The organism is Parafrankia sp. FMc2 (assembly GCF_041008525.1).
Lineage (GTDB): Bacteria > Actinomycetota > Actinomycetes > Frankiales > Frankiaceae > Parafrankia.
Genome location: NZ_JBFLUG010000025.1, coordinates 16,720 through 36,886, shown reverse-complemented (window position 1 = coordinate 36,886; position 20,167 = coordinate 16,720). Strand labels below are relative to the sequence as shown.

The following is a 20,167-nucleotide window of genomic DNA, read 5'->3' as shown; positions in this document are numbered from 1 at the left end:
CACGACGACCTCTACCGGGCCCCGAGGCAGCGGCGGGCCCGCCGCGCCCGGGTTCGCATTTTCTAGGAGACGGATTTCCCATGGAACTGACCAACGAGTTCCGCGTCGCCGCCAGCCCCGCCACCACCTGGGCGGTTCTCACCGACCTCGAACGCATCGCACCCTGCATGCCGGGCGCCCAGCTCCTGGAGGTCGCCGGCGAGGAGTACCGCGGTGCCGTGAAGGTCAAGGTGGGTCCGATCACCGCCCAGTACAAGGGAACAGCGACCTTCCTCGAACGTGACGAGGCGGCGCACCGCGCGGTCCTCAAGGCCGACGGCAAGGAGACCCGCGGCCAGGGCAACGCGTCGGCCACCATCACCGTCACCCTCGCCCCCGACGGCGACGGCACGAAGGCGGTCGTGCTGACCGACCTGCACATCACCGGCAAGGTCGCCCAGTTCGGCCGCGGCGTGATCGCCGACGTCAGCGCCAGCCTGCTGGGCCGCTTCGTCGACTCCCTCGAGTCGACCGTGCTCAGGGGCGACGACGACACCGCTCCGCCCGCCCCCGAACCCGCGCCGGCGGCCGTGGCCACCTCCGCGGCGGCTCCGGCCGCGTCCGCTCCCGGCGTCGCCGCGGCTCCCTCGACCGGATCCGCTGCGGCTCCCGCCGCCGCTCCCGCTCCCGCCGCCGTCGACCCGGCCGGCGCCGCAGCGCCGGTGACACCGACGAAGCCGGTGACGCGTGTCATCAACCAGCCGGTGGCCGAGCCCGTCGACCTGCTCGGCACGGCCGGGGCGCCGGTGCTGAAGCACTCCGCCCCGCTGCTCGCCGCCTTCCTGGCGGGCTGGCTGCTGAACGCTCTGCTGCGCAGGGCACGGCAGCGGCTCTGCGGATAGAGGTCCCGCTCCGTCCGCGTTCCTGCACGAGTTGAGCGGTGGTAGCTCCCGTCATGTCGTTCCCCGACTTCGCCGACCCGACCGCCGTGGCGGACGCCCTCGAAGCGGCCGGTTATCTGCCGAGCCCGGGGATCGCCACCGCGGTGTTCCTCGCGATGAGGATGCACCGGCCGCTGTTCGTGGAGGGCGACCCGGGAGTCGGCAAGACCGCCCTGGCGCACGCGCTGACGGAGATCTGCGGCGTCCGGCTCCTGCGCCTGCAGTGCTACGAGGGCATCGACGCCAGTCAGGCGCTCTACGACTGGGACTTTCCGCGGCAGATCCTGCACCTGCGCGCCGCGGGCTCCGACCCCGCCGCCGGCGCTGGCGGCGCCGGTGACCGGGGGGATCTCGAGGCGTCCCTGTACGACCGGCGGTTCCTGATCGCCAGGCCGATCCTGCTCGCTCTCGAGCAGAGCCCCGCCGTCCTGCTCATCGACGAGATCGACCGCGCCGACGACGAGTTCGAGGCGTTCCTGCTGGAGGTGCTGGCCGAGAACGCCGTGACGGTGCCGGAGCTCGGCACGATCGCGGCGGACGTCCCCCCGCTGACCGTGATCACCTCGAACCGCACCCGCGAGGTGCACGACGCGCTCAAGCGTCGCTGCCTCTACCTGTGGCTCGCGCACCCCGACTTCGACCGGGAGGTCGCGATCGTGCGGTCACGGGTCCCCGACGCGGCGGTACGGCTCGTCGCCGACGTCGCCCGGACCGCGGGCCGGCTCCGCACAGCCGATCTCCTCAAGCCGCCCGGGGTGGCCGAGACGATCGACTGGGCGCACGCTCTGCACACCCTCGGTGCCAGCCGTCTGGACGAGGAGGCGGCGCGGGCCACCCTCGGCGCGGTGGTGAAGTACCGCGAGGACTTCGTCCGGGTGGAGCGCAGCCTCGGCGAGTTACTCGGAGGCTGAGCCATGGACCACGCCCCGATGCCACCCGACCCGGTGGTCGCCCTGACCGGCTTCGCCCGCATGCTGCGCGCCCAGGGTGTACCGGCCGACACCAGCCGGCTCGCCGCCGCGGTCGAGGCGGTCGCGCACCTCGACGCGACTGATCCCGAGGCGGTGTACTGGGCCGGCCGGCTGACCCTGTGCGCCGAGCCGGACGACCTGGCCAGGTACGACACCCTGTTCGAGGAGTGGTTCGGCCCAGCCGCGCACGCCGGCGGGCCCCCGGCCCCGCCACCACCGCCGCCGGCGCGGGCCGGTGCGGTCCGCGCGGCGCTCGCGTCGTCCCAGGCCCCGCCGGGCCACGACGCCCAGGGGGAGGAGGACGAGCTGGCGGTCGCCGCCAGCGCGGCCGAACGCCTGCGCCACAAGGACGTCACGCAGCTCACCACGGCGGAACGAGCCGAGGTGAACCGGCTCGTCGCGCTGCTCGCTCCCCGGGCGGGGGTGCGCCGCACCCACCGCTGGCAGCCCGGCCGCGGCCGGCGCCTCGACCTGCAGCGGACGGTGCGCGGCATGGTCCGCGGCGGCGAGCCCGCACGGCTGCCCACACTCCGCCGCCGGGTGCGTGCCCGCCGGCTGGTGCTGCTCATCGACATCAGCGGTTCGATGGCCCCGTACGCGGACCTGATGCTGCGCTTCGCCCACGCGGCGATGCGGGTGCGGCCCGCCGGCACCGAGGTGTTCACCGTCGGTACCCGGCTGACCCGGCTCACGCCGCACCTGCGCCTGCGCGATCCGCAGGAGGCGCTCGACGCGGCCGGCAGAGCCATCCCGGACTGGAGCGGCGGCACCAGGCTCGGCGAGTCCCTGCGGGCGATGCTGGACCTGTGGGGCCAGCGCGGCGCCACCCGACAGGCCGTCACCGTGCTCGTCTCGGACGGGTGGGAGCGTGGCGACGTGACCCTGCTCGGCGAGCAGACCGCCCGGCTCTCCCGGCTCTCCCACCGGGTCCTGTGGGTGAACCCGCACCGGGGGCGGGAAGGGTTCGCACCGGTCGCGGCCGGGATGGCGGCCGCCCTCCCCCATGTCGACGAGCTGCTGGCCGGGCACACCTTCGACGCACTCCAGGAACTGGCAGAGGTGATCCTCCATGCGTGATGTGCTCGAGGAGCTCCAGCGGTGGTGGTCCGCCGGCGAGACGGTCGGCCTGGCCACTGTCGTGGGCACCTGGAAGTCCGCGCCGCGCCAGCCGGGCGCCGCGATGCTCGTCGCCCCCGACGGCACGGCCGCGGGCAGTGTCTCCGGCGGATGCGTCGAGGGCGACGTCTACGAACTCGCCGGCGCGTGCCGGACGACCGCCACCCCGCAGCTGCGGCGCTACGGCGTCAGCGACGACGACGCGTTCTCCGTCGGTCTCACCTGCGGCGGGATCATCGACGTCTTCGTCGAACCCGTCAGCCAGCAGACCTTCCCCGAGCTGGGTGGGGTCGTCGACGACATCCGGGCCGGACGTCCGGTGGCGGTGGCGACCCTCGTCAGCGGGGTCGCCGACAGCCCGGTCGGGGCCCGGCTCGTGGTGCGGCCCGACACCGTCACGGGCTCGCTCGGCGGGTCCCGTCTCGACGACGCCGTCCGCGACGACGCCCGCGGCCTGCTGGAGCGAGGTACCACCGCGGTCCTGCGCTACGGCCCGCGCGGGGAACGGCGCGGCACCGACGTGGCCGTTTTCGTCGCCGCCTACGCACCGCGCCCGCGGATGATCGTGTTCGGCGCGATCGACTTCGCCGCTGCGGTGGCCCGCATCGGCACCTTCCTGGGCTACCGGGTCACCGTCTGCGACGCGCGGGCCACCTTCGCGACGCGGCAGCGGTTCCCCGATGCCGACGAGGTCGTCGTCGAGTGGCCGCACCGGTACCTCGCCCGCACCGAGGTCGACGAACGCACCGTCGTGTGCGTCCTCACCCACGACCCGAAGTTCGACGTCCCGCTGCTCGAGGTGGCGCTGAGAATGCCGCTGGCCTACCTCGGTGCGATGGGATCGCGGCGCACGAACAACGACCGCCTCGCCCGCCTGCGGGAACGCGGGTTCACCGCGGCGGACCTCGCCCGGCTACACGCCCCCATCGGCCTCGACATCGGCGGCCGGACCCCGGAGGAAACCGCCGTCTCCATCGCGGCGGAGATCATCGCGTCCCGCTGGGGCGGGTCAGGTGCGCAGCTGAGCTCCGTCTCGGGCCCCATCCACCACGACCCTGTGACCGGCTCCGACCCTGTGACCGGCTCCGATGCCGTGACCGACTCCGATCTCGAACTGATGCCACTGTGGAGGAAATGATGACGGATGTCGCCGTCACGACGGCCGCTGCCCGCTACACCGGTGCCCGGGTACGACGAGTCGAGGACCCGCGGCTGCTGACCGGGCAGGGCACGTTCGTCGACGACATCACGCGGCCCGGGATGCTGCACGCGTGCTTCGTGCGCAGCCCGTTCGCCCGGGCGCGCATCGTCAGCATCGACACGTCGGCGGCGCTCGCGCTCGACGGGGTGCACGCCGTGTTCGTCGCCTCGGACCTCAATCCCGGCGTCCACGAGCAGTGGCACGCCGTCGTCGGGCGCGACGTCCCGGACACCCCGCGGCCGGCTCTCGCCGAGGGCGAGGTGCGTTTCGTCGGCGATCCCGTCGCGCTGGTCGTCGCGGTGAACCGCTACGTCGCCGAGGACGCGATGGAACTCGTCGACGTCGACTACGACCCGCTGCCCGCCGTCGCGAACTACGTGCACGCGCAGGCCTCCAGCGAGCGCGTGCACGAGGCCTACGCCAACAACGTCGCCGGAGAACTGCGCGGGGCGCCGCCGGACGAGATCGACGAGGTCTGCCGGGCCGCCGCCCATGTCGAGACCGGGACCGTCTACCAGCAGGCCTACGCCCCGGTACCGATGGAGACCCGGGGCATCGTCGTGGAGTGGTCGGGCGGGGAGCTCACCATCTGGGCGACGTCACAGGCGCCGCACGAGCTGCGGGCGTTCGCCGGGCGGCTGCTCGGCGTGCCGGAGCACCGCGTCCGGGTCATCATGCGGGACGCCGGCGGCGGCTTCGGGCAGAAGGTCCAGGCGATGCGCGAGGACATGTGCATCCTGCTCGCCGCGAAGAAGGTGCCGGCGGCGCTGAAGTGGATCGAGGACCGGCGCGAGAACCTCATGGCCGGCAACATGGCCCGCCATGAACACGGCCTGGCACGCATGGCCTTCGACGCGGACGGCACCATTCTCGCCGCGCAGATCGATCATGTGCAGGACGTCGGTGCGTACCCGACGCCGTGGCCGGTGGGCACCTCGGTGGCGGTCTGCCTGATGTTTCCCGGCCCGTACCGCGTGCCGCTCGCGACCTGGTCGACGACGTCGGTGTTCTCGAACACGCTGGGCCGCAGCGCATACCGCGGGCCGTGGCAGTACGAGTCGGTCGCCCGCGAGCTGCTGCTCGACAACGCGGCCCGGCACATGGGGATCGACCCGATCGAGCTGCGTCGGCGCAACTTCCTCGCCCGCGCGGACATGCCGCACGTGAACCCCTGCGGGATGCCCTACGACCACATGTCGCCCCGGGAGGTGTTCGAGGAGGCGCTGACGCTGCTCGACTACGACGCCTTCCGCCGCGAGCAGGCCGAGGCCCTCGCGAACGGACGCTACATCGGCGTCGGCACCTGCAGCTACGTCGAGCCGACCACCGCCGGCATGCCGTACTACGCGACCGAGGGCGCGACCATCCGCATCGAGCCGACCGGCAGGGTCAACGTGTACGTCGCGGGCGGCTCGACCGGTAACAGCCTGGAGACCACCGCCGTCCAGGTCGCGGCCGACGTGCTCGGTGTGGACATCGACGACGTGAACAGCATCCAGGGCGACACCGCCGTCACGCCCTTCGGCGGCGGCACCGGCGGCAGCCGCAGCGGCTCGATGATCGTCGGCGCGGTCGGATCGACGGCGGAGATCCTGCGCGAGCGCATCATCGCGATCGCCGCGCACCGGCTGGAGGCCGCGGTCGACGACATCGAGCTCGGGAACGGCCGGGCGACCGTGCGTGGCACCCCGACGGTCGGCCTGTCGATCGCCGAGATCGCGAACATCGCGTACTTCGAGTCCGCCAGTCTGCCGCCCGGTGTGCAGCCGGGGCTGGAGGCGAGCGGCCGGCATCAGGCGCAGGCCCCGATGCTCTGGGCGAACGCCACGCATGTGTGCACCTGCGAGGTCGACACCGTGACCGGGGTCGTCACGTTCCTGCGCTACATCGTCAGTGAGGACTGCGGGCCGAGAATCAACCCGAACATCGTCGAGGGCCAGATCGACGGCGGCACCGTGCAGGGCATCGGCGGTGCCCTCTACGAGGACCTCGCCTACGACGACGACGGCAACCCGGTCGCGACCACCTTCATCGACTACCTGCTGCCCACGATCGCCGAGGTGCCCGAGATCGAGCACGTCCACCTGGAGACCCCGGGCCCGGGCCCGGGCGGGCACAAGGGCGTCGGTGAGGGCGGCGCGATCGGCGCGCCCCCCGCCGTCATCAACGCGGTGGCCGACGCGCTCGCCCCGTTCGGCGTCACCATCACCCACCTGCCACTCACCCCGGCCTCCATCGTCACGCTCCTCGACGGTCGGACGACCCCGTAGCCCGGCCCCGGCGAGCAGACAGGTCTGATCGATGACCAGGCAGGAGACGGATGCCGACCAGGGAAGCAGTGCCCTGGACGCGGGCGGGGCGGCTCCGCTTCAGGCGGCTCCACTTCCGGCGGACACGGTGGGCCTGCTGGAAGGGCTGACGACGACGCGGGCCATCCGCCGGTACACCGACGAACCGGTGCCGCGCCAGGCGTTACGGGACATGCTGTTCGCCGCCACCCGGGCGCCGAGCGGCTCCAACCGGCAGCCGTTCCGGTTCGTCGTGCTGACGGACGGGCCGAAGGCTGCCGCGGCGAAGGCGCTGATCGGGTAGGCCGCCCGGCGGGTCTGGAACGGAAAACGCCAGGCGGACGGATACGACAGCGGCTCAGGGACGCAGACCGACTCGCCCAAGGCCCGGACGGCCCGCGCGATGGCGCAGTTCGTCGACGAGTTCGAGCGGATCCCGGTGGTCATTCTCCCGTGCCTGGTCCGGTACCGCGACCCGACGCCGTCCGAGGGTGCCTCGGTGTATCCGGCCTGTCAGAACCTCCTGCTCGCCGCCCGCGCGCTCGGTTATGGCGGCGCGTTCACCGGCTGGAACTTCGCCGTCGACGCCGAGCTGAGAGACCTGCTGGGAGTGCCGGCCAACACGTTCATCGCCGGCACCATCACGCTGGGCAGGCCGGCGGGCCGGCACGGCCCGGTGCGCCGGCGCCCGATGGCGGAGCTCGTGTACGAGGACGAGTGGGGCGGGGTGGCGGACTGGGCGCTCGACCCGCCCGGAACGGAACACACCTCGGCGGGCCCGCCCCGGGCGGTGGTCAGAGATTCGACGCGCTCCTGATCCCGTCCACCACGCCAGAAGCTGCCGGTGCGATGCTGCCGGCGTTGTGCGCCCGCCCGCCCGGCTATAACTTGACTGAGTTCAAATCTCCTGACCTGCGGAGGCGGTCGTGGTTGATGTGGCAGCTCAGTTCGGGGGGCGCGTCGCCCTCATCACCGGCGGCGCGCGCGGCCTCGGGCGCGCGTTCGGTCGGGCACTCGCCGACCTCGGCGCGCATGCGGTCCTGACCGATGTCGATGAGGCCGCGGTCGACAGAGCCGCTCGCGAGATCACCGAGGCCGGCGGGCAGGCCTCGGCCTACCGCCTCGACGTGGTGGACGAAGCAGCCTGGGACGCGGTGCTCACCGACGTCGTCGCCGTGGATGGGGGCGTCGACATCCTCATCAACAACGCCGGTCTGCACTCGCTCGAGTACGGCACCGCGTGGGCGACGCTTCCGGTATCCAGGCTGCGCCGCCTCTTCGACGTGAACGTGATGGGCGTGATGATCGGAACGCTCGCCGTCCGCCCGCACATGCAGGGCCGGCCCGGCGCCAACGTCCTCAACATCTCCTCGTCGGCCGCGTTCAACGGCATGGGCGCCTACGGAGCGACGAAGGCAGCGGTGCGTGGCCTGACGCTCGCCTGGGCGCGCGAACTCGGGCCCGAGGGCATTCGTGTGAACGCACTGGCGCCGGGCCTGCACGTCACCGACACCATCCGCCAGGAGTTCACCCCGGAGATGATCGAGGGTCACCGGCACCACCAGTTCCTCGATCTCGAGGGCAACGAGCAGGACATCGTCGACGCGATGCTCTACCTCTGCTCAGCGAAGGCGCGTTTCGTCACCGGCGAGACGATGCGCGTCACCGCAGGTTATGCGAGCTCCCTCTGACCCGGCCTGTGTCCTCGAGCCCGCGAGCACGCAAGCCGAAGCACGCTCGCGTACGAGGGCCGTCAGCGACAAAGCCGAGAGCGGTGTTCGCCCCGGTCACTGCGGGTACAGCGGCTCCCCGCGTTCGAGCATCGCGACCAGTTTCGCCAGGCGGTTCGCCCGGCTGGACGGACTCGGCGCGGCCATGATCCGATGCAGGACGGCGTAGCGGTCGCGGCGGTTCAGCTCCGCGAACGCCGACCCCGCGACCGGTGACGCGGCCAGCGCGGCAGCCAGGTCGTCGGGCACCGTCGCCGTGGCCGCTCCGGCGTAGGCCCGATCCCATCGTCCGTCGGCCTTCGCACGGTCGATCTCGGCCTGCCCACGGGGACGCATCCGACCCTGCTCGATCAGGAGCGTCACGAGGCCGGTGTTCCGCTCGGACCACATCGACTTCCTGCGCCGTGGAGTGAACCGCAGGCGGAAGGTCGCCGCGTCGACACTTTTCTTCTGCCCGTCGATCCACCCGCTGCACAGCGCCTCGTGCAGGGCGAGCTCGTAACTCAGCGACGTCGGAGAGGTGGTGCCCTTCTTCGCCAGCAGCAGCCACACCCCGTCGGAGACGGCCTCGTTCACGTCCAGCCAGGCCCGCCACGCCGCGACATCGGCGACCACCAGCAGCTCGGGCTGGGCACCGGTGCGCGGTTCCGCCCCGGCCATCGCGTCACCTTCGCCCATGACCTCCAGCCTACAAAGCCCGATCTGAGCGGAGGAGAAGCGGCGCCACAGCACAGGCGGCGGATCGGGCCACAGCACAGGCGGCGGATCGGACAGTGCCCTGTCGGCCCGAACTCGGCTACGGGATCAGGGCAGGGGGTGGCCGTGCGCGGCGAGTTGCCCGCGGACGACGGCGCGAACGCGCCGCGCGCGACGCGCGAACCGCCCCCGCGGTACGTCGTCGAGCTGGGGTGGGGCGTTCGGGGTCGGCGGCCGGCGCTCGGGGAAGGTGATCGGCAGCCGGCGGGTCCGCAGGTTGGCCCGCCGCCATCGACGGTAGTCCCCGAACCGGGTCGGGGCGTCGTCCGGTGTGACGGGCGGGCCGCCGCGGCGCGGGCGCTGGACCACGACACCCGCCCACCGTTCCCGGCCGCCGGTTTCGGAGTCCGACGTGAAGGCCCACGTCGCGTGGACAACCTCGGACCAGGCGATGCGACGCCGGTGCCAGGGTCGGGTGACGACGAGCTGCCCGGGTTCGAAGCGGATCGACGTGCCCCACCACAGCAGTGGAGCGAGAAGCAGCCACCCGACCACCGCGATCCCCGCCCCGGCGTCGCCCGACAGGTCCAGGGTCAGCGCCAGTACCGTTCCGACCAGGACCGCGGGAACGAGAGCGACACCGAACGCCTCGGTGAACTGCCCGGGCAGCGCCCGCACCGTCACAGTGGGCGCCGGTGGGTCGTCGGATGACGGATCGTGCGCCGCGCTCACCGGCCCAGTGTGGCCGCGTCGGCCGCGCGGCCGCTGTCGAGCAGCGGACACCGCCGGTCGGCCACGTGCCGCCGAGGTTCAGATGCCGGTCGTCGGCTCCAGCATGGCCCGGGTCGCATCCATCCAGTTCTGGCCGGAGAGTCTGCGGAACGCGCTGACGAGGGTGGCTCCGAGATCGAAGTCCCGGGCGATGAGCCACTGGGCGGCAAGCCCGTCCCAGGTGGCGACGAACTGCCGGGCGACCTCGACCGGATCGAGGCCGGGATGGGCCTGCCCGCTGCGCTGGCGGTCGGCGACCAGCCGCGCGTAGGTCTCGACGGCGATCTGCCGGTGGCGGCCGAGGAAGTCCTCCGCGGGGTGGCCGGGACTCGCGGCGAGTCCGCCGAGCACGACGCGTAGCCGCATCACCGGCTCCCTCGCGAGCGTGGCCTGGACATGGGCGCCCAGCACGTCGAGGTCGAGCCCGGGCAGGCCGGCGTCGGGCGGCACTCCGTCGCGTTCGGCCTCGGCGACGGCCAGCTCGTTGTCCCGCTCGACGGCGGCGACGAGGAGATGATCCTTGCTCGGGTAGTGGTAGAGCACGGTGGCCTCGCTGGCGCCGGCGCGCCGGGCGACCTCGGCGATCGTCACCTGCGAGTGCCCCTTCTCCAGGACGAGGTCGAGGACCGCCTGCGCGATCTCGCGCCTGCGGCCGGTCGTCCGGGCGTAGCGACCACGGGCGCGGCCGGCTGTCGATGCCATGCAAGGAGCATCTCTCATGCCGAGTTCGAGTGAACACGAAGTACCGCGACCTTCTATGACCGAAATAGACCTTTTAGGCCACTTCTTCTCTCTTGCGACGCGCCAAATTATTATGGTTCACTCAGTTTTCGCATCAGACGAAGATCGCCAAGGGCAGCACTGCTCCGCCTCACAGCTGATCGCGGCCAACTGCACGGGCGGGCCACAAGTCGCGAGGCCGCCACTACCGGCAGCGGGTTGCCCGCCTGCCTGCCCTGCCGGGGGCCCGTCCGGACGTCACCGAGACGCGCCGAGAAGGCGCCCGAAACGAAGGAAGCATGCTGATGGCGCTGTTCGCTCCAGCACCCGGCGGCACGGAGCGGGGCACCGCCTCGCCACCAGAGAGGCGGAGGTCAGGGGGCGCCGTCGGCACCCGTCGCCGGCGCCAGCTGCTGGTCGGACCGGCGACCCTGCTCATCGCCGGAGTGCTCGCGACCGCCTGCACCTCGGGCGGGGAACCCGACGCGGGCGATCCGGCCGCGGCCGCTCAGCGGACCTGGAAGACCGACGTCGGCAGCCCCTTACAGATCGGCGCGACGCCCCTGGCCGGCAGGCCGTGTACAGCCCGGGAGGACGGAACTCCCGTGGTCACCGGATCGTGCATCGACCCGAAGCTGAACCAGCCCTACGTCGACAAGGACGAGCGCCGGTCGGTCACCGACCCGGACACGAAGGTCACGGTCGACTTTCGGTACGTGCACGGCGGATTCCGCGGAACGGAGGCGACGTTCGCCTTCTACTTCCCGCAACGGTACGCGGGCCGCTTCTTCCAGTACACCTATCCGACTCTGACCACCGACGAGGCCGGGGCCGGAACAATAGCCTTCGCCCTCTCCAGCGGCGCGTATCTCGTGCGCACGAACAACGCCGGCGGCCTGCCGAAGGCAGCGGAGCTGGGAGGCTACCGCGCCAACGCGGCGGCGGCGGCCTTCTCACGGGTCGTGGCGGCCCAGGTGTACGCCGACTCGACGCGCCCCCGCGGATACATCTACGGCGCAAGCGGTGGCGCCTATCAGACCATCGGCGCGCTGGAGAACACCGAGGGCGTGTGGGACGGCGGCGTTCCCATGGTGCCGGGCACGCCCAATGCCATTCCGAGCAGCATGACCGCGCAGCTGCTGGCGCTGCGCGTTCTGCGTGACAAGCTTCCCCAGATAGTGGACGCGCTGGAACCCGGCGGCAGCGGCGACCCCTATGCGGGCCTCGACGAGGAGCAGCGGTCGGTGCTCCGCGAGGTCACCCGCCTCGGGCTGCCGCTCCGCGGCTGGTGGGACCACGCCAAGATGGACGGTGGGGCCTTCTACGCGGTGGCCGGTGGCGTCCGGATCCTCGACCCCACCTATGTCGACGACTTCTGGACGAAGCCCGGCTACGCCGGCACCGATCCCACGTCGTCGGTCAGCGCCGCGCGGATCCGCCACGACGCGGAGGTCACCGGTCTCGTCGGGGACCCGCCGACGGGGCTGCGGCTCTCGGGTGTGCCGGCCAGCGACCTGACCGGGGCGGACCTTGTCGTCACCAGCGGCACGGCGGCCGGCGCCTACGTTCTGGTCGGCGGCGCGAACGGCACCGAGGTGACCTTCCGGAGCGACGCGGATCCTGACACGATCGGCTCGATCAGACCCGGCGACCACGTGCGCCTCGACAACTCCTGGCATCTCGCGCTGCAGTACTACCAGCGCCACCAGGTCCCGTCGCAGGACATGTACGGCTGGAACCAGTACCGCGGCGCCGACGCCACGCCGCTGTACCCCCAGCGGCCCATGCTGGCCGGGCCGACGTTCGCCCAGGCCGCGAGTGGTGCGGTACCGACCGGCACCTTCCACGGAAAAATGATCATGATCGCCTCCACGCTGGATGTCGAGGCGTTTCCCTGGCCCGCGGACTGGTATCACAGACAGGCCCAGAACACACTCGGCGCGGAGCTGAACAACAACTACCGCCTGTGGTACGTCGACAACGCGGTGCACAGCTCACCCCGTGATGCCGCCGCCGGGACGCATGTCGTCAGCTATGGCGGTGAGTCCCAGCAGGCGCTCCTCGATCTGGATTCCTGGGTCACCAACGGAACAGCGCCGCCCGCCAGCAGCGGTTACACCGTCGACGGCGATGCGCAGGTACATCTCGCACCCGACGCGGAAGGGCGCCGGGGTGTACAGCCGGTCGTGGACCTGACCGTCAGCCGGGTCGGAACCCGCGATGTCAGGCCGCCGGCGGCTCGCGTCGACGCGAAGGCCGGCGAGCCCGTTGTTCTCTCCGCGACGGCGACGGTACCCCCGGACGGGGGGAAGATCGTGCGGGTCGAATGGGACTTCGACGGCAGGGGTGGTTATCCGGAACAGTCCGCGGTCGACAGCGCCGCGGAATCGGTGCGGACGACCACGACACACACCTTCGCCGGAAGCGGCACCTATTTCCCGGTGGTTCGGGTGACCTCCGAACGCAACGGTGACGGAAAGGCACCCTACGGACTCGTCCAGAACATCGCCCGCGTCCGGGTGGTGGTCGAATAACCAACCTCTTCGGCTGCCACCCGCTGCCGGGACATCCGCCGACAGGCCTGTTGGGGGATGTCCCGGCGGGCCTGCCGGGGGCGGACCGCAGACGGATCGCAGCAGGACGAACCTCGGCGCATCCGCACGACCAGGCCGGACGCGCTCCCGGGGGTGCCGGCCCGCCCCGGAACGCACCGGCCCGCCGGCCGAGCCGCCAGTCAGCCAGTCAGGACCCAGGCTTCGCGGAACCCCTTCCCGACCTACGCCTCGCCGTTATACAACTGTTTAGCAGCAGGGTGCACCAGGCGAGAGGACGGGCAGGCGTATGGAAAAGCTCCGCGTCATCCAGTGGACCACCGGCAAGGTCGGCAAGCTTGCCTTACGGGCGATACTCGACGACCCGCGATTAGACCTCGTCGGTGTGTACGCCTGGTCACCGGACAAGGTCGGTACCGACGCGGGAACGCTGTGCGGCCGGCCGCCGTGCGGCGTCGCGGCGACCGATGATGTCGACGCCCTGATCGCACTCAAGGCGGACACCGTCATCTACACGCCTTTCATGGCCGATCTCGACCATGCCCTGCGGCTACTTGAAGCGGGTATGGACGTGGTCAGCACCAACCTCTTCTTCAACGTCGGCGGAGTCAAGGGCGAGACGAAGGAGCGGCTGGAGGCGGCCTGCGCAAGCGGGGGCAGCTCGCTCTACATCACGGGCATCAGCCCCGGGTGGATCAACACGATGGTGACGGCCATGACCGGCGTGTGCCGGGACGTCCGGAAGATCTCCATCCTGGAGTCGGCCGACTGCTCCGTCTACGAGTCGAAGGAGACCTGGGAGGCCATGGGCATCTCCCGCACCGGCACCACACCAGAGATCGCCGAGATGGCGAAGCTGTGGATGATGCCGGCGGAGGAGGCCGTGCAGCGCATGGCGCACGCCCTGGAGTACACGCTCGACGACATCGAGTTCTTCCTCGCCTACGCCACCGCCTCGCAGACGGTCGACCTGGGTTACATGACCATCGAGAAGGACACGAACGCCGCGGTGGAGGTCGGCTGGAACGGCAGGCTGGATGGCGACACCATCATTCAGATGAAGTTCCGCTGGTACCTGACCAAGCATCTGAACGAGGACTGGGAGTTCAGCGACGACCAGTACCGTGTGCTCATCGACGGCGAGCCCGGGATCGACACCCGGATCCGCTTCCTTCCGCCCGACCACTGGGGCAACCACGAGTGGGACACCATGACCGCCCTGCCCGCGGTCAACGCCGCCTTCAACGTCAGGGACGCGCGGCCCGGAATCCTGCACCTGGCCGACGTGGGCCTGCCCCGCGCACCAGCCGGGCAGTGGCACGCCGCGCGGGGGTGAAGCCCGGCGGGGCGGTGTGACAGATCATCGAGGCCGGGGGCCCGCCGGAGTGCCCCCGGCCGGCGTTCATCGCCGCGCAAGTCTCCCCTAAGCACCACCCCTGAGCATCTCTGCATGACCACTGGGATGCGGCGCCTGCTGGCAGCGATCGGCCGTGAGCTCGACGCCATCGGAGCGATGACGGCCTACGCCCACACCGGCGTCCGGTACGAACTGCCGGCGCGAGACCGGCCCACGCCTCGGACTCCTCCCCGTCATCACGAGCAGGTCCGTCCGGACCTGCCCGCGTCACCGATCGAACAGCTGCTCTGGCGCCAGCTCTCCGACCTTGCCGAGCCGCCCTCGTCTCCGGGCCCGGCGGTCGGCGGAGCGCCTCGATGAGCAGCAGGTCATCGACCTGACCATCAGCAGGGTCGGCACCTGCGATGTCAGGCCGGCGACGGTACGCGCGGATGTGAAGGCCGGCGAGCCCGTCGTTCGCCGCCCGCACCCGTGACAGCAGGAGACGGCGGCCTGGCTAGAGTTTGGCGCCATGCGCTGGCAGAGGGGCGGACCGGAACCGGTCACGCGCGATTGTCGCCCACGTCTTGGCGAGGAGACCCCGGGCCATGTTTCTTGACCGGGCAAGAGTGGCGGCGGCGCTGCCCGGCTACGACCTGGGCGACGAGATCGGGGCGGGATCCTTCGGGCTGGTCCTGGCGGGCTGGCACCGCAGCCTGCAACGCGAGGTAGCGATCAAGGTGCTGGCCGCCGGCGGGCCCCACCGGTCCTTCGGCCCCAGCGAGGCGCGAATCACCGCCAGCCTCAACCATCCGCACATCGTCCGTGTCCACGACTTCACCCGCACTCATGATCTTGACGTGATCGTCATGGAGATGCTCGCCGGCGGGAGTCTTTCCCACCGGCAGGCGGGCATGGGGCAGGAGGAGTTCTGCGCAGTCGGCCTCGCGGTCGCCGGGGCCCTGGCATACGCCCATGCGCGTGGAGTTCTGCACCGCGACATCAAGCCCGACAATGTGATGTTCGACTTTGCCGGCCAGGTGAAGGTGGTGGATTTCGGGATCGCGAAGCGGGTGTTCGGGTCGGCGGGCACCGCGAGCGCGGTCATCGGAACTCCGCTGTTCATGGCGCCTGAGCAGATCGCGCGCGGCCGGCTGGGATCGGCCACGGATCTGTACGCGTTGGGCATGATGCTCTACCTGTTGCTGGCCGGAAGGTCCCCCTTCGAGGGAAACATGGCCGAACCGGTACCCGGCGAACGCCACGCGCCTCCGTCCGATCGCGGCCTTCGACGCCCGGCTGGAGTTCCTCCGGCGGTCGCCGACGTGATTCTGCGAGCACTGGCGACAGACCCGAAGTCCCGGCCATCGTCCGCAAGAGCGTTCGCGGTCGATCTCGCCGAGGCGGCCGCGGACAGCTACGGAACGGGCTGGCTCGGCCAGTCGGGAATCCGCGTCCAGTTGGACGACGACGTCCGAGCAGCCGCAGAGGGCCGCTTCGTCCCCCCGATCGCCGTGGCGGCAGCCGCAGCCCCGGCCCCGGCCCCGGCCCCGGATCTTCCCGCAGCGATCGAGACCGACGACGGGCCGGCCCCGTCCCGGGTAGGACGGCGGCGGGCCACCCGGCCCGGGCAACCCGCGCGCTCACACCGCCGCTCCACCCGGCCACGCCTGCACCGGCGCGGCGTCGCCGCCACCACCGCGCTGCTGCTCCCACTCGCCGCCGCCTTTCTCATCGCCGCCGCTGATCAGGACGCACGGGGCCCCGCGTTCTGTCACGCAGGGGGCCCCGCACCCGGTCAGCGCACGGCGAGCACCACACCCAGTCAGGACACGGGGGACACCACACCCAGTCAGGACACGGCGAGCACCGCGTCCCGCCAGATAGGTCTTCTGACGGGCCACACCGACTGGGTGACGTCGGTGGCCTTCTCCCCGAACCAGCGCATACTTGCCAGCGGTGCTCTGGACAGCACAGTACGGCTGTGGGACGTGAGTGATCCGTCCCATGCGCATCAGATCGGCGACCCTCTGCGGGGACACAGCTGCGGGGTCACCGCGCTGGCGTTCTCCTCCGACGGGCTGACCGTGGCCTCAGTCTCCAAGGACGGCACAGTACGCCTGTGGGACGTCGGGGATCCGTCCCACGCTCGTCCTCTCGGCGCCCCGTTGAGGGGACGCGCGGACTCGCTGCATGCGGTGGGGTTCGTGAGGTTCGCCGGGCGCGCCACAGATAACCAGGTCTTCGCTGTCGGCGGCGCCGACGGCACGGTGCAGCTGTGGGATCTCACCGACCGGGAGGCCCCGCGTCTGCTCGGTCAGCCCCGCGCCGCGCATGAGGGCCCGGTGTTTTCGGTCGCGCTGTCCTCGGGGGGAACAACTCTGGCAAGCGCCAGTCTGGACGGCACCGCGCAACTGTGGGACGTGCGCGATCCAGCTCGTCCTCGCACACATGGCGCACCGCTGAAAGCTCATCCCGGCGCCGTCTACACCGTGGCGCTCGCAACGGATACCCGGACTCTCGTCACCGGGGGGATGGACACCCTCATCCGCATCTGGGATGTGACAGACCCCGCCGAGCCAAAGGTTCTGGGGAAGCCGTTGGAGGGCCACAACGGCATCGTCTGGGCGGTGGCCCTCTCTCCGGACGAGCACACCATGGCCAGCGCCGCCAGCGACCAGACTGTGCGGCTGTGGGACATCACCAACCGCGCTGATCCCCAGTCTCTTGGGCCGGCCCTGACCGGGCACACCTACTGGGTCACGTCGCTTGCGTTCTCCCCGGACGGACACACTCTTGCCAGCGGCAGCTGGGACAAGACCATCCGCCTGTGGAAGATGCCGTAGCTCCGCTCCGACCGGATGAACGCCGCGGTGACGCGTGGCTCCCCGGGGCCGGTGGCTCCCCGGAGGCCGGTCGGCGAGGATGACCGCCATGACCAACATCACGGGTTCGACAGGCGGAACTCTAGTGCTCGGCGGGACAGGGAAGACCGGCCGGCGGGTGGCGGCGAGGCTGAGCGCTCGTGGGTTACCGGTCCGGATCGGCTCCCGGTCCGGCACACCGCCGTTCGACTGGGCTGATCCGGCGACGTGGGCAGCCGCGGTGGCGGGGATCGAGGCGATGTACGTCGTCTACTCGCCGGATCTCTCGTTTCCCGCGGCGGCTCCGGCGGTCCGTTCCGTCTGCGAGACGGCCGCGCGGGCCGGGGTGCGCCGGATCGTGCTGCTGTCACAGCGCGGCGAGGAGGCGGTGCTGCCCAGCGAACGTGCCGTCCAGGAGTCGGGCGCGGCGTGGACGATCCTGCGGGTGAGCTGGTTCGACCAGAACTTCAGCGAGGACTACCTGGACGGCGCCGTCCGCCGCGGCGAGGTCGCCCTGCCCGCGGGCACGGTGGCCGAGCCGTTCATCGACGCCGGCGACATCGCCGACGTCGCGGTCGCCGCCCTCACCACGGACGAGCACTCAGGCCGGATCCACGACCTCACCGGACCCCGGCTGCTCACCTTCGCCGACGCCACGGCGGAGATCAGCCGCGCCGCGGGCCGGGAGATCATCTACCGCCCGCTCACCGCCGAGGCCTACGCGGCGGGCCTGGCGGCCGCGGGCATCCCGGCGGACTACGTCACCCTCGTCACCGAGCTGATCTGTCATGGCCTGGACGGGCGCAACTCCTACACCACCGACGACGTCCAGCGCGTTCTCGGACGTCCCGCGACGGACTTCACCGACTACGCCCGGACCACCGCGGCCACCGGCGTCTGGAGCACCTGAGCACCGCTGAGCACCTGACCGCTACTCGGCCCCGGCCGGGGCGGGGCCGAGGGTGCGCCAGAGGAACTCGTAGATCAGGGCCGACCGGTGGGCGGCCTGTTCGTTGTCGGCTGCGCCGCCGTGACCACCTTCGATGTTCTCGTAGTAGCGGACGTCGTGGCCGAACTCGCGAAGCCGCGCGACCATCTTGCGCGCGTGCCCGGGATGGACGCGGTCATCCCGGGTCGAGGTGGTGATGAACACCGGCGGGTAGGGCCGTCCGCGGTGGACGTTCTGGTACGGGGAGTACTCCCTGATGGACGCCCAGGCAGCCGGGTCGTCGGGGTCCCCGTACTCGGCGATCCACGAGGCTCCGGCGAGCAGCTGGTGGTAGCGGCGCATGTCGAGCAGCGGCACCGAGGAGACGACGGCGCCGAACAGTTCCGGGTAGCGGGTCAGCATCACGCCGGTGAGCAGGCCGCCGTTGGAGCCGCCCTCGATGCCGAGCATGGCCGGGGTGGTGACCCCACGGTCGACGAGGTCCCCGGCCACGGCGGCGAAATCCTCGTAGGCGCGCAGCCGGTTCTCCCGGAGGGCCGCCTGGTGCCACGTCGGCCCGTACTCGCCGCCACCGCGGATGTTGGCGACGACGTAGGTACCGCCGCGGGCCAGCCAGGCGCGCCCGACGGTGGCGCTGTAGCCGGGTGTGAGCGGCACCTCGAAACCGCCGTACCCGTAGAGCAGCGTCGGCCCGGGTTCGTTCCTGCCGACCACGAAGTAGGGGACGCGGGTTCCGTCGGCCGACACGGCGAAATGCTGGCTGACCGCAAGGCCCTCGGCCGGGAAGAAGGCCCTCGCCTGCCTGAGGATCTCGGGCTGGGCGCCGATGTCCCCGCGGTACAGCGACGCCGGCTGGAGATAGCCGCTGACGTTGAGGTAGTACTCGTCGTCGACGTCGGGGTTGGTGTCGAAGATGTCGGCGGAGCCGGTGTCCGGGAGGTCGGCCAGCGGCGCCGACCTCCATCCCTGCGCTGTCGGAGTGCGCACGGTCAGCCGGCTCTTCACGTCCTGCAGCGTGGCGACGATCAGATGGTGGCGGGTCCAGGCGTGACCGGCGAGCGAGGTGCACTCGTCCGGCTCGAAGAGGACCGTGAGATCCCGTCGCCCGGCGAGGAAGGCGTCGAAGTCGGCGGCGAGCAGGGCGCCCGCCGGGTAGGCCTTCTCGCCGACGACCCACTCCGACCGGGTGGCGATGAGCAGCCATTCCCGGTGGACCGAGGTGTACGCGTCGTCCGGGACGTCGAGACGGACCAGCCCGGTCGGGGTACGCAGGTACGTCTCGTCCCGGTAGAAGTCGACGCTGCGGTGGACGAAGTCGCGGGCGAAACCCTCGGTCGGGTCGTGGTAGGCGCCGACCGAGACGTCCTCCGGCTCGCCCTCGAACACGGTCACGGCATCCTCGAGCGGAGTGCCGCGCCGCCACTCCCGGACGACCCGCGGATAGCCGGACGACGTCAAGGAGCCCGCGCCGAAGTCGGTGCCGACGTAGATCCGGTCCTCGTCGATCCAGCCGACCATGCTCTTGGCCTCGGGCAGGAGGAAGCCGTCGTCCACAAACGCCTTGGCGACCAGGTCGAACTCGCGGATCACCCCGGCGTCGGCACCGCCGCGGGAAAGCTCGACCAGCGCCAGCCGGTGGTCGGGGCGCAGCACCTGCGCGCCGTGCCACACCCAGTTCTCGTCCTCGCGGGCGGCGAGCGCGTCGACGTCGAGCACGATCTCCCAGTCCGGGGCGGCCTCCCGGTAGGACGCCAGCGTCGTGCGACGCCAGAGGCCACGCGGATGGGCCGTGTCCCGCCAGAAGTTGTAGAGATACCTGCCCCGTGTGACCGGATAGGGAATCCGGTCGTCCGCGTCGAGCACCTCGCGGATCTCGTCGCGCAGCGCGGCGAAGATGCCGGAACAGGTCAGCTCGGCGAACGCCTCGGCGTTGCGCTCCCGCACCCAGGCGAGCGCGGCGTCCCCGCCGACGTCCTCGAGCCAGCGGTACGGATCATCGTCGGTCACCCGTCAAGTCTGCCTCATCGCGGATCCTGCCCCCGTCGCCGTGGCA

At 71.4% G+C, this 20,167-nt stretch carries 15 protein-coding genes and 1 pseudogene; 12 read left to right on the top strand and 4 right to left on the bottom strand.

All coding sequences use genetic code 11. The features are described from left to right. Positions 1 to 80: 80 nt before the first annotated feature. From AB1460_RS11705 to AB1460_RS11675, 7 genes and pseudogenes are all read left to right on the top strand, one after another. A complete protein-coding gene (locus AB1460_RS11705) occupies positions 81 to 881 on the top strand; it encodes an SRPBCC family protein (protein WP_368961047.1) in 801 nt (266 codons plus the stop codon). A 53-nt stretch (positions 882 to 934) separates the two neighbouring features. Then, the gene (locus AB1460_RS11700; RefSeq protein WP_368961091.1) at positions 935 to 1,831 is read left to right on the top strand and encodes an AAA family ATPase; all 897 of its coding nucleotides are present in this window, start codon (positions 935 to 937) and stop codon (positions 1,829 to 1,831) included. A gap of 3 nt (positions 1,832 to 1,834) precedes the next feature. Continuing rightward, entirely contained in the window at positions 1,835 to 2,968 is a 1,134-nt protein-coding gene (locus AB1460_RS11695; RefSeq protein ID WP_368961045.1) for a vWA domain-containing protein, read from the top strand. Then, a complete protein-coding gene (locus AB1460_RS11690; RefSeq protein WP_368961044.1) occupies positions 2,961 to 4,145 on the top strand; it encodes an XdhC family protein in 1,185 nt (394 codons plus the stop codon). Before AB1460_RS11695 ends, AB1460_RS11690 begins: the two co-directional genes overlap by 8 nt. Continuing rightward, the gene (locus AB1460_RS11685) at positions 4,145 to 6,478 is read left to right on the top strand and encodes a xanthine dehydrogenase family protein molybdopterin-binding subunit (RefSeq protein ID WP_368961090.1); all 2,334 of its coding nucleotides are present in this window, start codon (positions 4,145 to 4,147) and stop codon (positions 6,476 to 6,478) included. The genes AB1460_RS11690 and AB1460_RS11685 overlap by 1 nt, the downstream gene beginning before the upstream one ends. A gap of 31 nt (positions 6,479 to 6,509) precedes the next feature. Continuing rightward, positions 6,510 to 7,313: pseudogene (locus AB1460_RS11680) on the top strand (nitroreductase family protein). A 109-nt stretch (positions 7,314 to 7,422) separates the two neighbouring features. Beyond that, positions 7,423 to 8,187, top strand: a complete 765-nt coding sequence (locus AB1460_RS11675) for an SDR family NAD(P)-dependent oxidoreductase (protein WP_368961043.1) — start codon at positions 7,423 to 7,425, stop codon at positions 8,185 to 8,187. A 96-nt stretch (positions 8,188 to 8,283) separates the two neighbouring features. On the opposite strand, the gene AB1460_RS11670 is transcribed toward AB1460_RS11675, so the two are convergent. The 3 genes from AB1460_RS11670 to AB1460_RS11660 all read right to left on the bottom strand — a co-directional run bounded on the left by AB1460_RS11670 (position 8,284) and on the right by AB1460_RS11660 (position 10,395). Further along, positions 8,284 to 8,904, bottom strand: a complete 621-nt coding sequence (locus AB1460_RS11670) for a YdeI/OmpD-associated family protein (protein ID WP_368961041.1) — start codon at positions 8,902 to 8,904, stop codon at positions 8,284 to 8,286. Between the two features lie 126 nt (positions 8,905 to 9,030). Then, positions 9,031 to 9,654, bottom strand: a complete 624-nt coding sequence (locus tag AB1460_RS11665; RefSeq protein WP_368961039.1) for a permease — start codon at positions 9,652 to 9,654, stop codon at positions 9,031 to 9,033. A 78-nt stretch (positions 9,655 to 9,732) separates the two neighbouring features. Further along, complete coding sequence (locus AB1460_RS11660; protein WP_368961038.1) at positions 9,733 to 10,395, bottom strand: TetR/AcrR family transcriptional regulator; 663 nt, start codon at positions 10,393 to 10,395, stop codon at positions 9,733 to 9,735. A 323-nt stretch (positions 10,396 to 10,718) separates the two neighbouring features. On the opposite strand from AB1460_RS11660, the gene AB1460_RS11655 reads away from it, so the two are divergent. The 5 genes from AB1460_RS11655 (at position 10,719) to AB1460_RS11635 (ending at position 18,075) form a co-directional block, all read left to right on the top strand. Beyond that, positions 10,719 to 12,947, top strand: coding sequence for a hypothetical protein (locus tag AB1460_RS11655; protein ID WP_368961037.1), 2,229 nt, complete (start codon positions 10,719 to 10,721; stop codon positions 12,945 to 12,947). A gap of 307 nt (positions 12,948 to 13,254) precedes the next feature. Continuing rightward, positions 13,255 to 14,301: a hypothetical protein gene (locus AB1460_RS11650; RefSeq protein WP_368961036.1), complete on the top strand. Its 1,047-nt coding sequence runs from the start codon at positions 13,255 to 13,257 to the stop codon at positions 14,299 to 14,301. Between the two features lie 114 nt (positions 14,302 to 14,415). Beyond that, a complete protein-coding gene (locus tag AB1460_RS11645; protein WP_368961034.1) occupies positions 14,416 to 14,682 on the top strand; it encodes a DUF6059 family protein in 267 nt (88 codons plus the stop codon). 227 nt (positions 14,683 to 14,909) lie between these two features. Continuing rightward, positions 14,910 to 17,147, top strand: coding sequence for a WD40 repeat domain-containing serine/threonine protein kinase (locus AB1460_RS11640; protein WP_368961033.1), 2,238 nt, complete (start codon positions 14,910 to 14,912; stop codon positions 17,145 to 17,147). An 88-nt stretch (positions 17,148 to 17,235) separates the two neighbouring features. After that, positions 17,236 to 18,075, top strand: a complete 840-nt coding sequence (locus tag AB1460_RS11635) for an NAD(P)H-binding protein (RefSeq protein ID WP_368961031.1) — start codon at positions 17,236 to 17,238, stop codon at positions 18,073 to 18,075. A gap of 21 nt (positions 18,076 to 18,096) precedes the next feature. Here AB1460_RS11635 and AB1460_RS11630 read toward each other — a convergent pair whose 3' ends face one another. Further along, positions 18,097 to 20,121, bottom strand: coding sequence for a prolyl oligopeptidase family serine peptidase (locus AB1460_RS11630; protein ID WP_368961029.1), 2,025 nt, complete (start codon positions 20,119 to 20,121; stop codon positions 18,097 to 18,099). Positions 20,122 to 20,167: the final 46 nt, after the last annotated feature.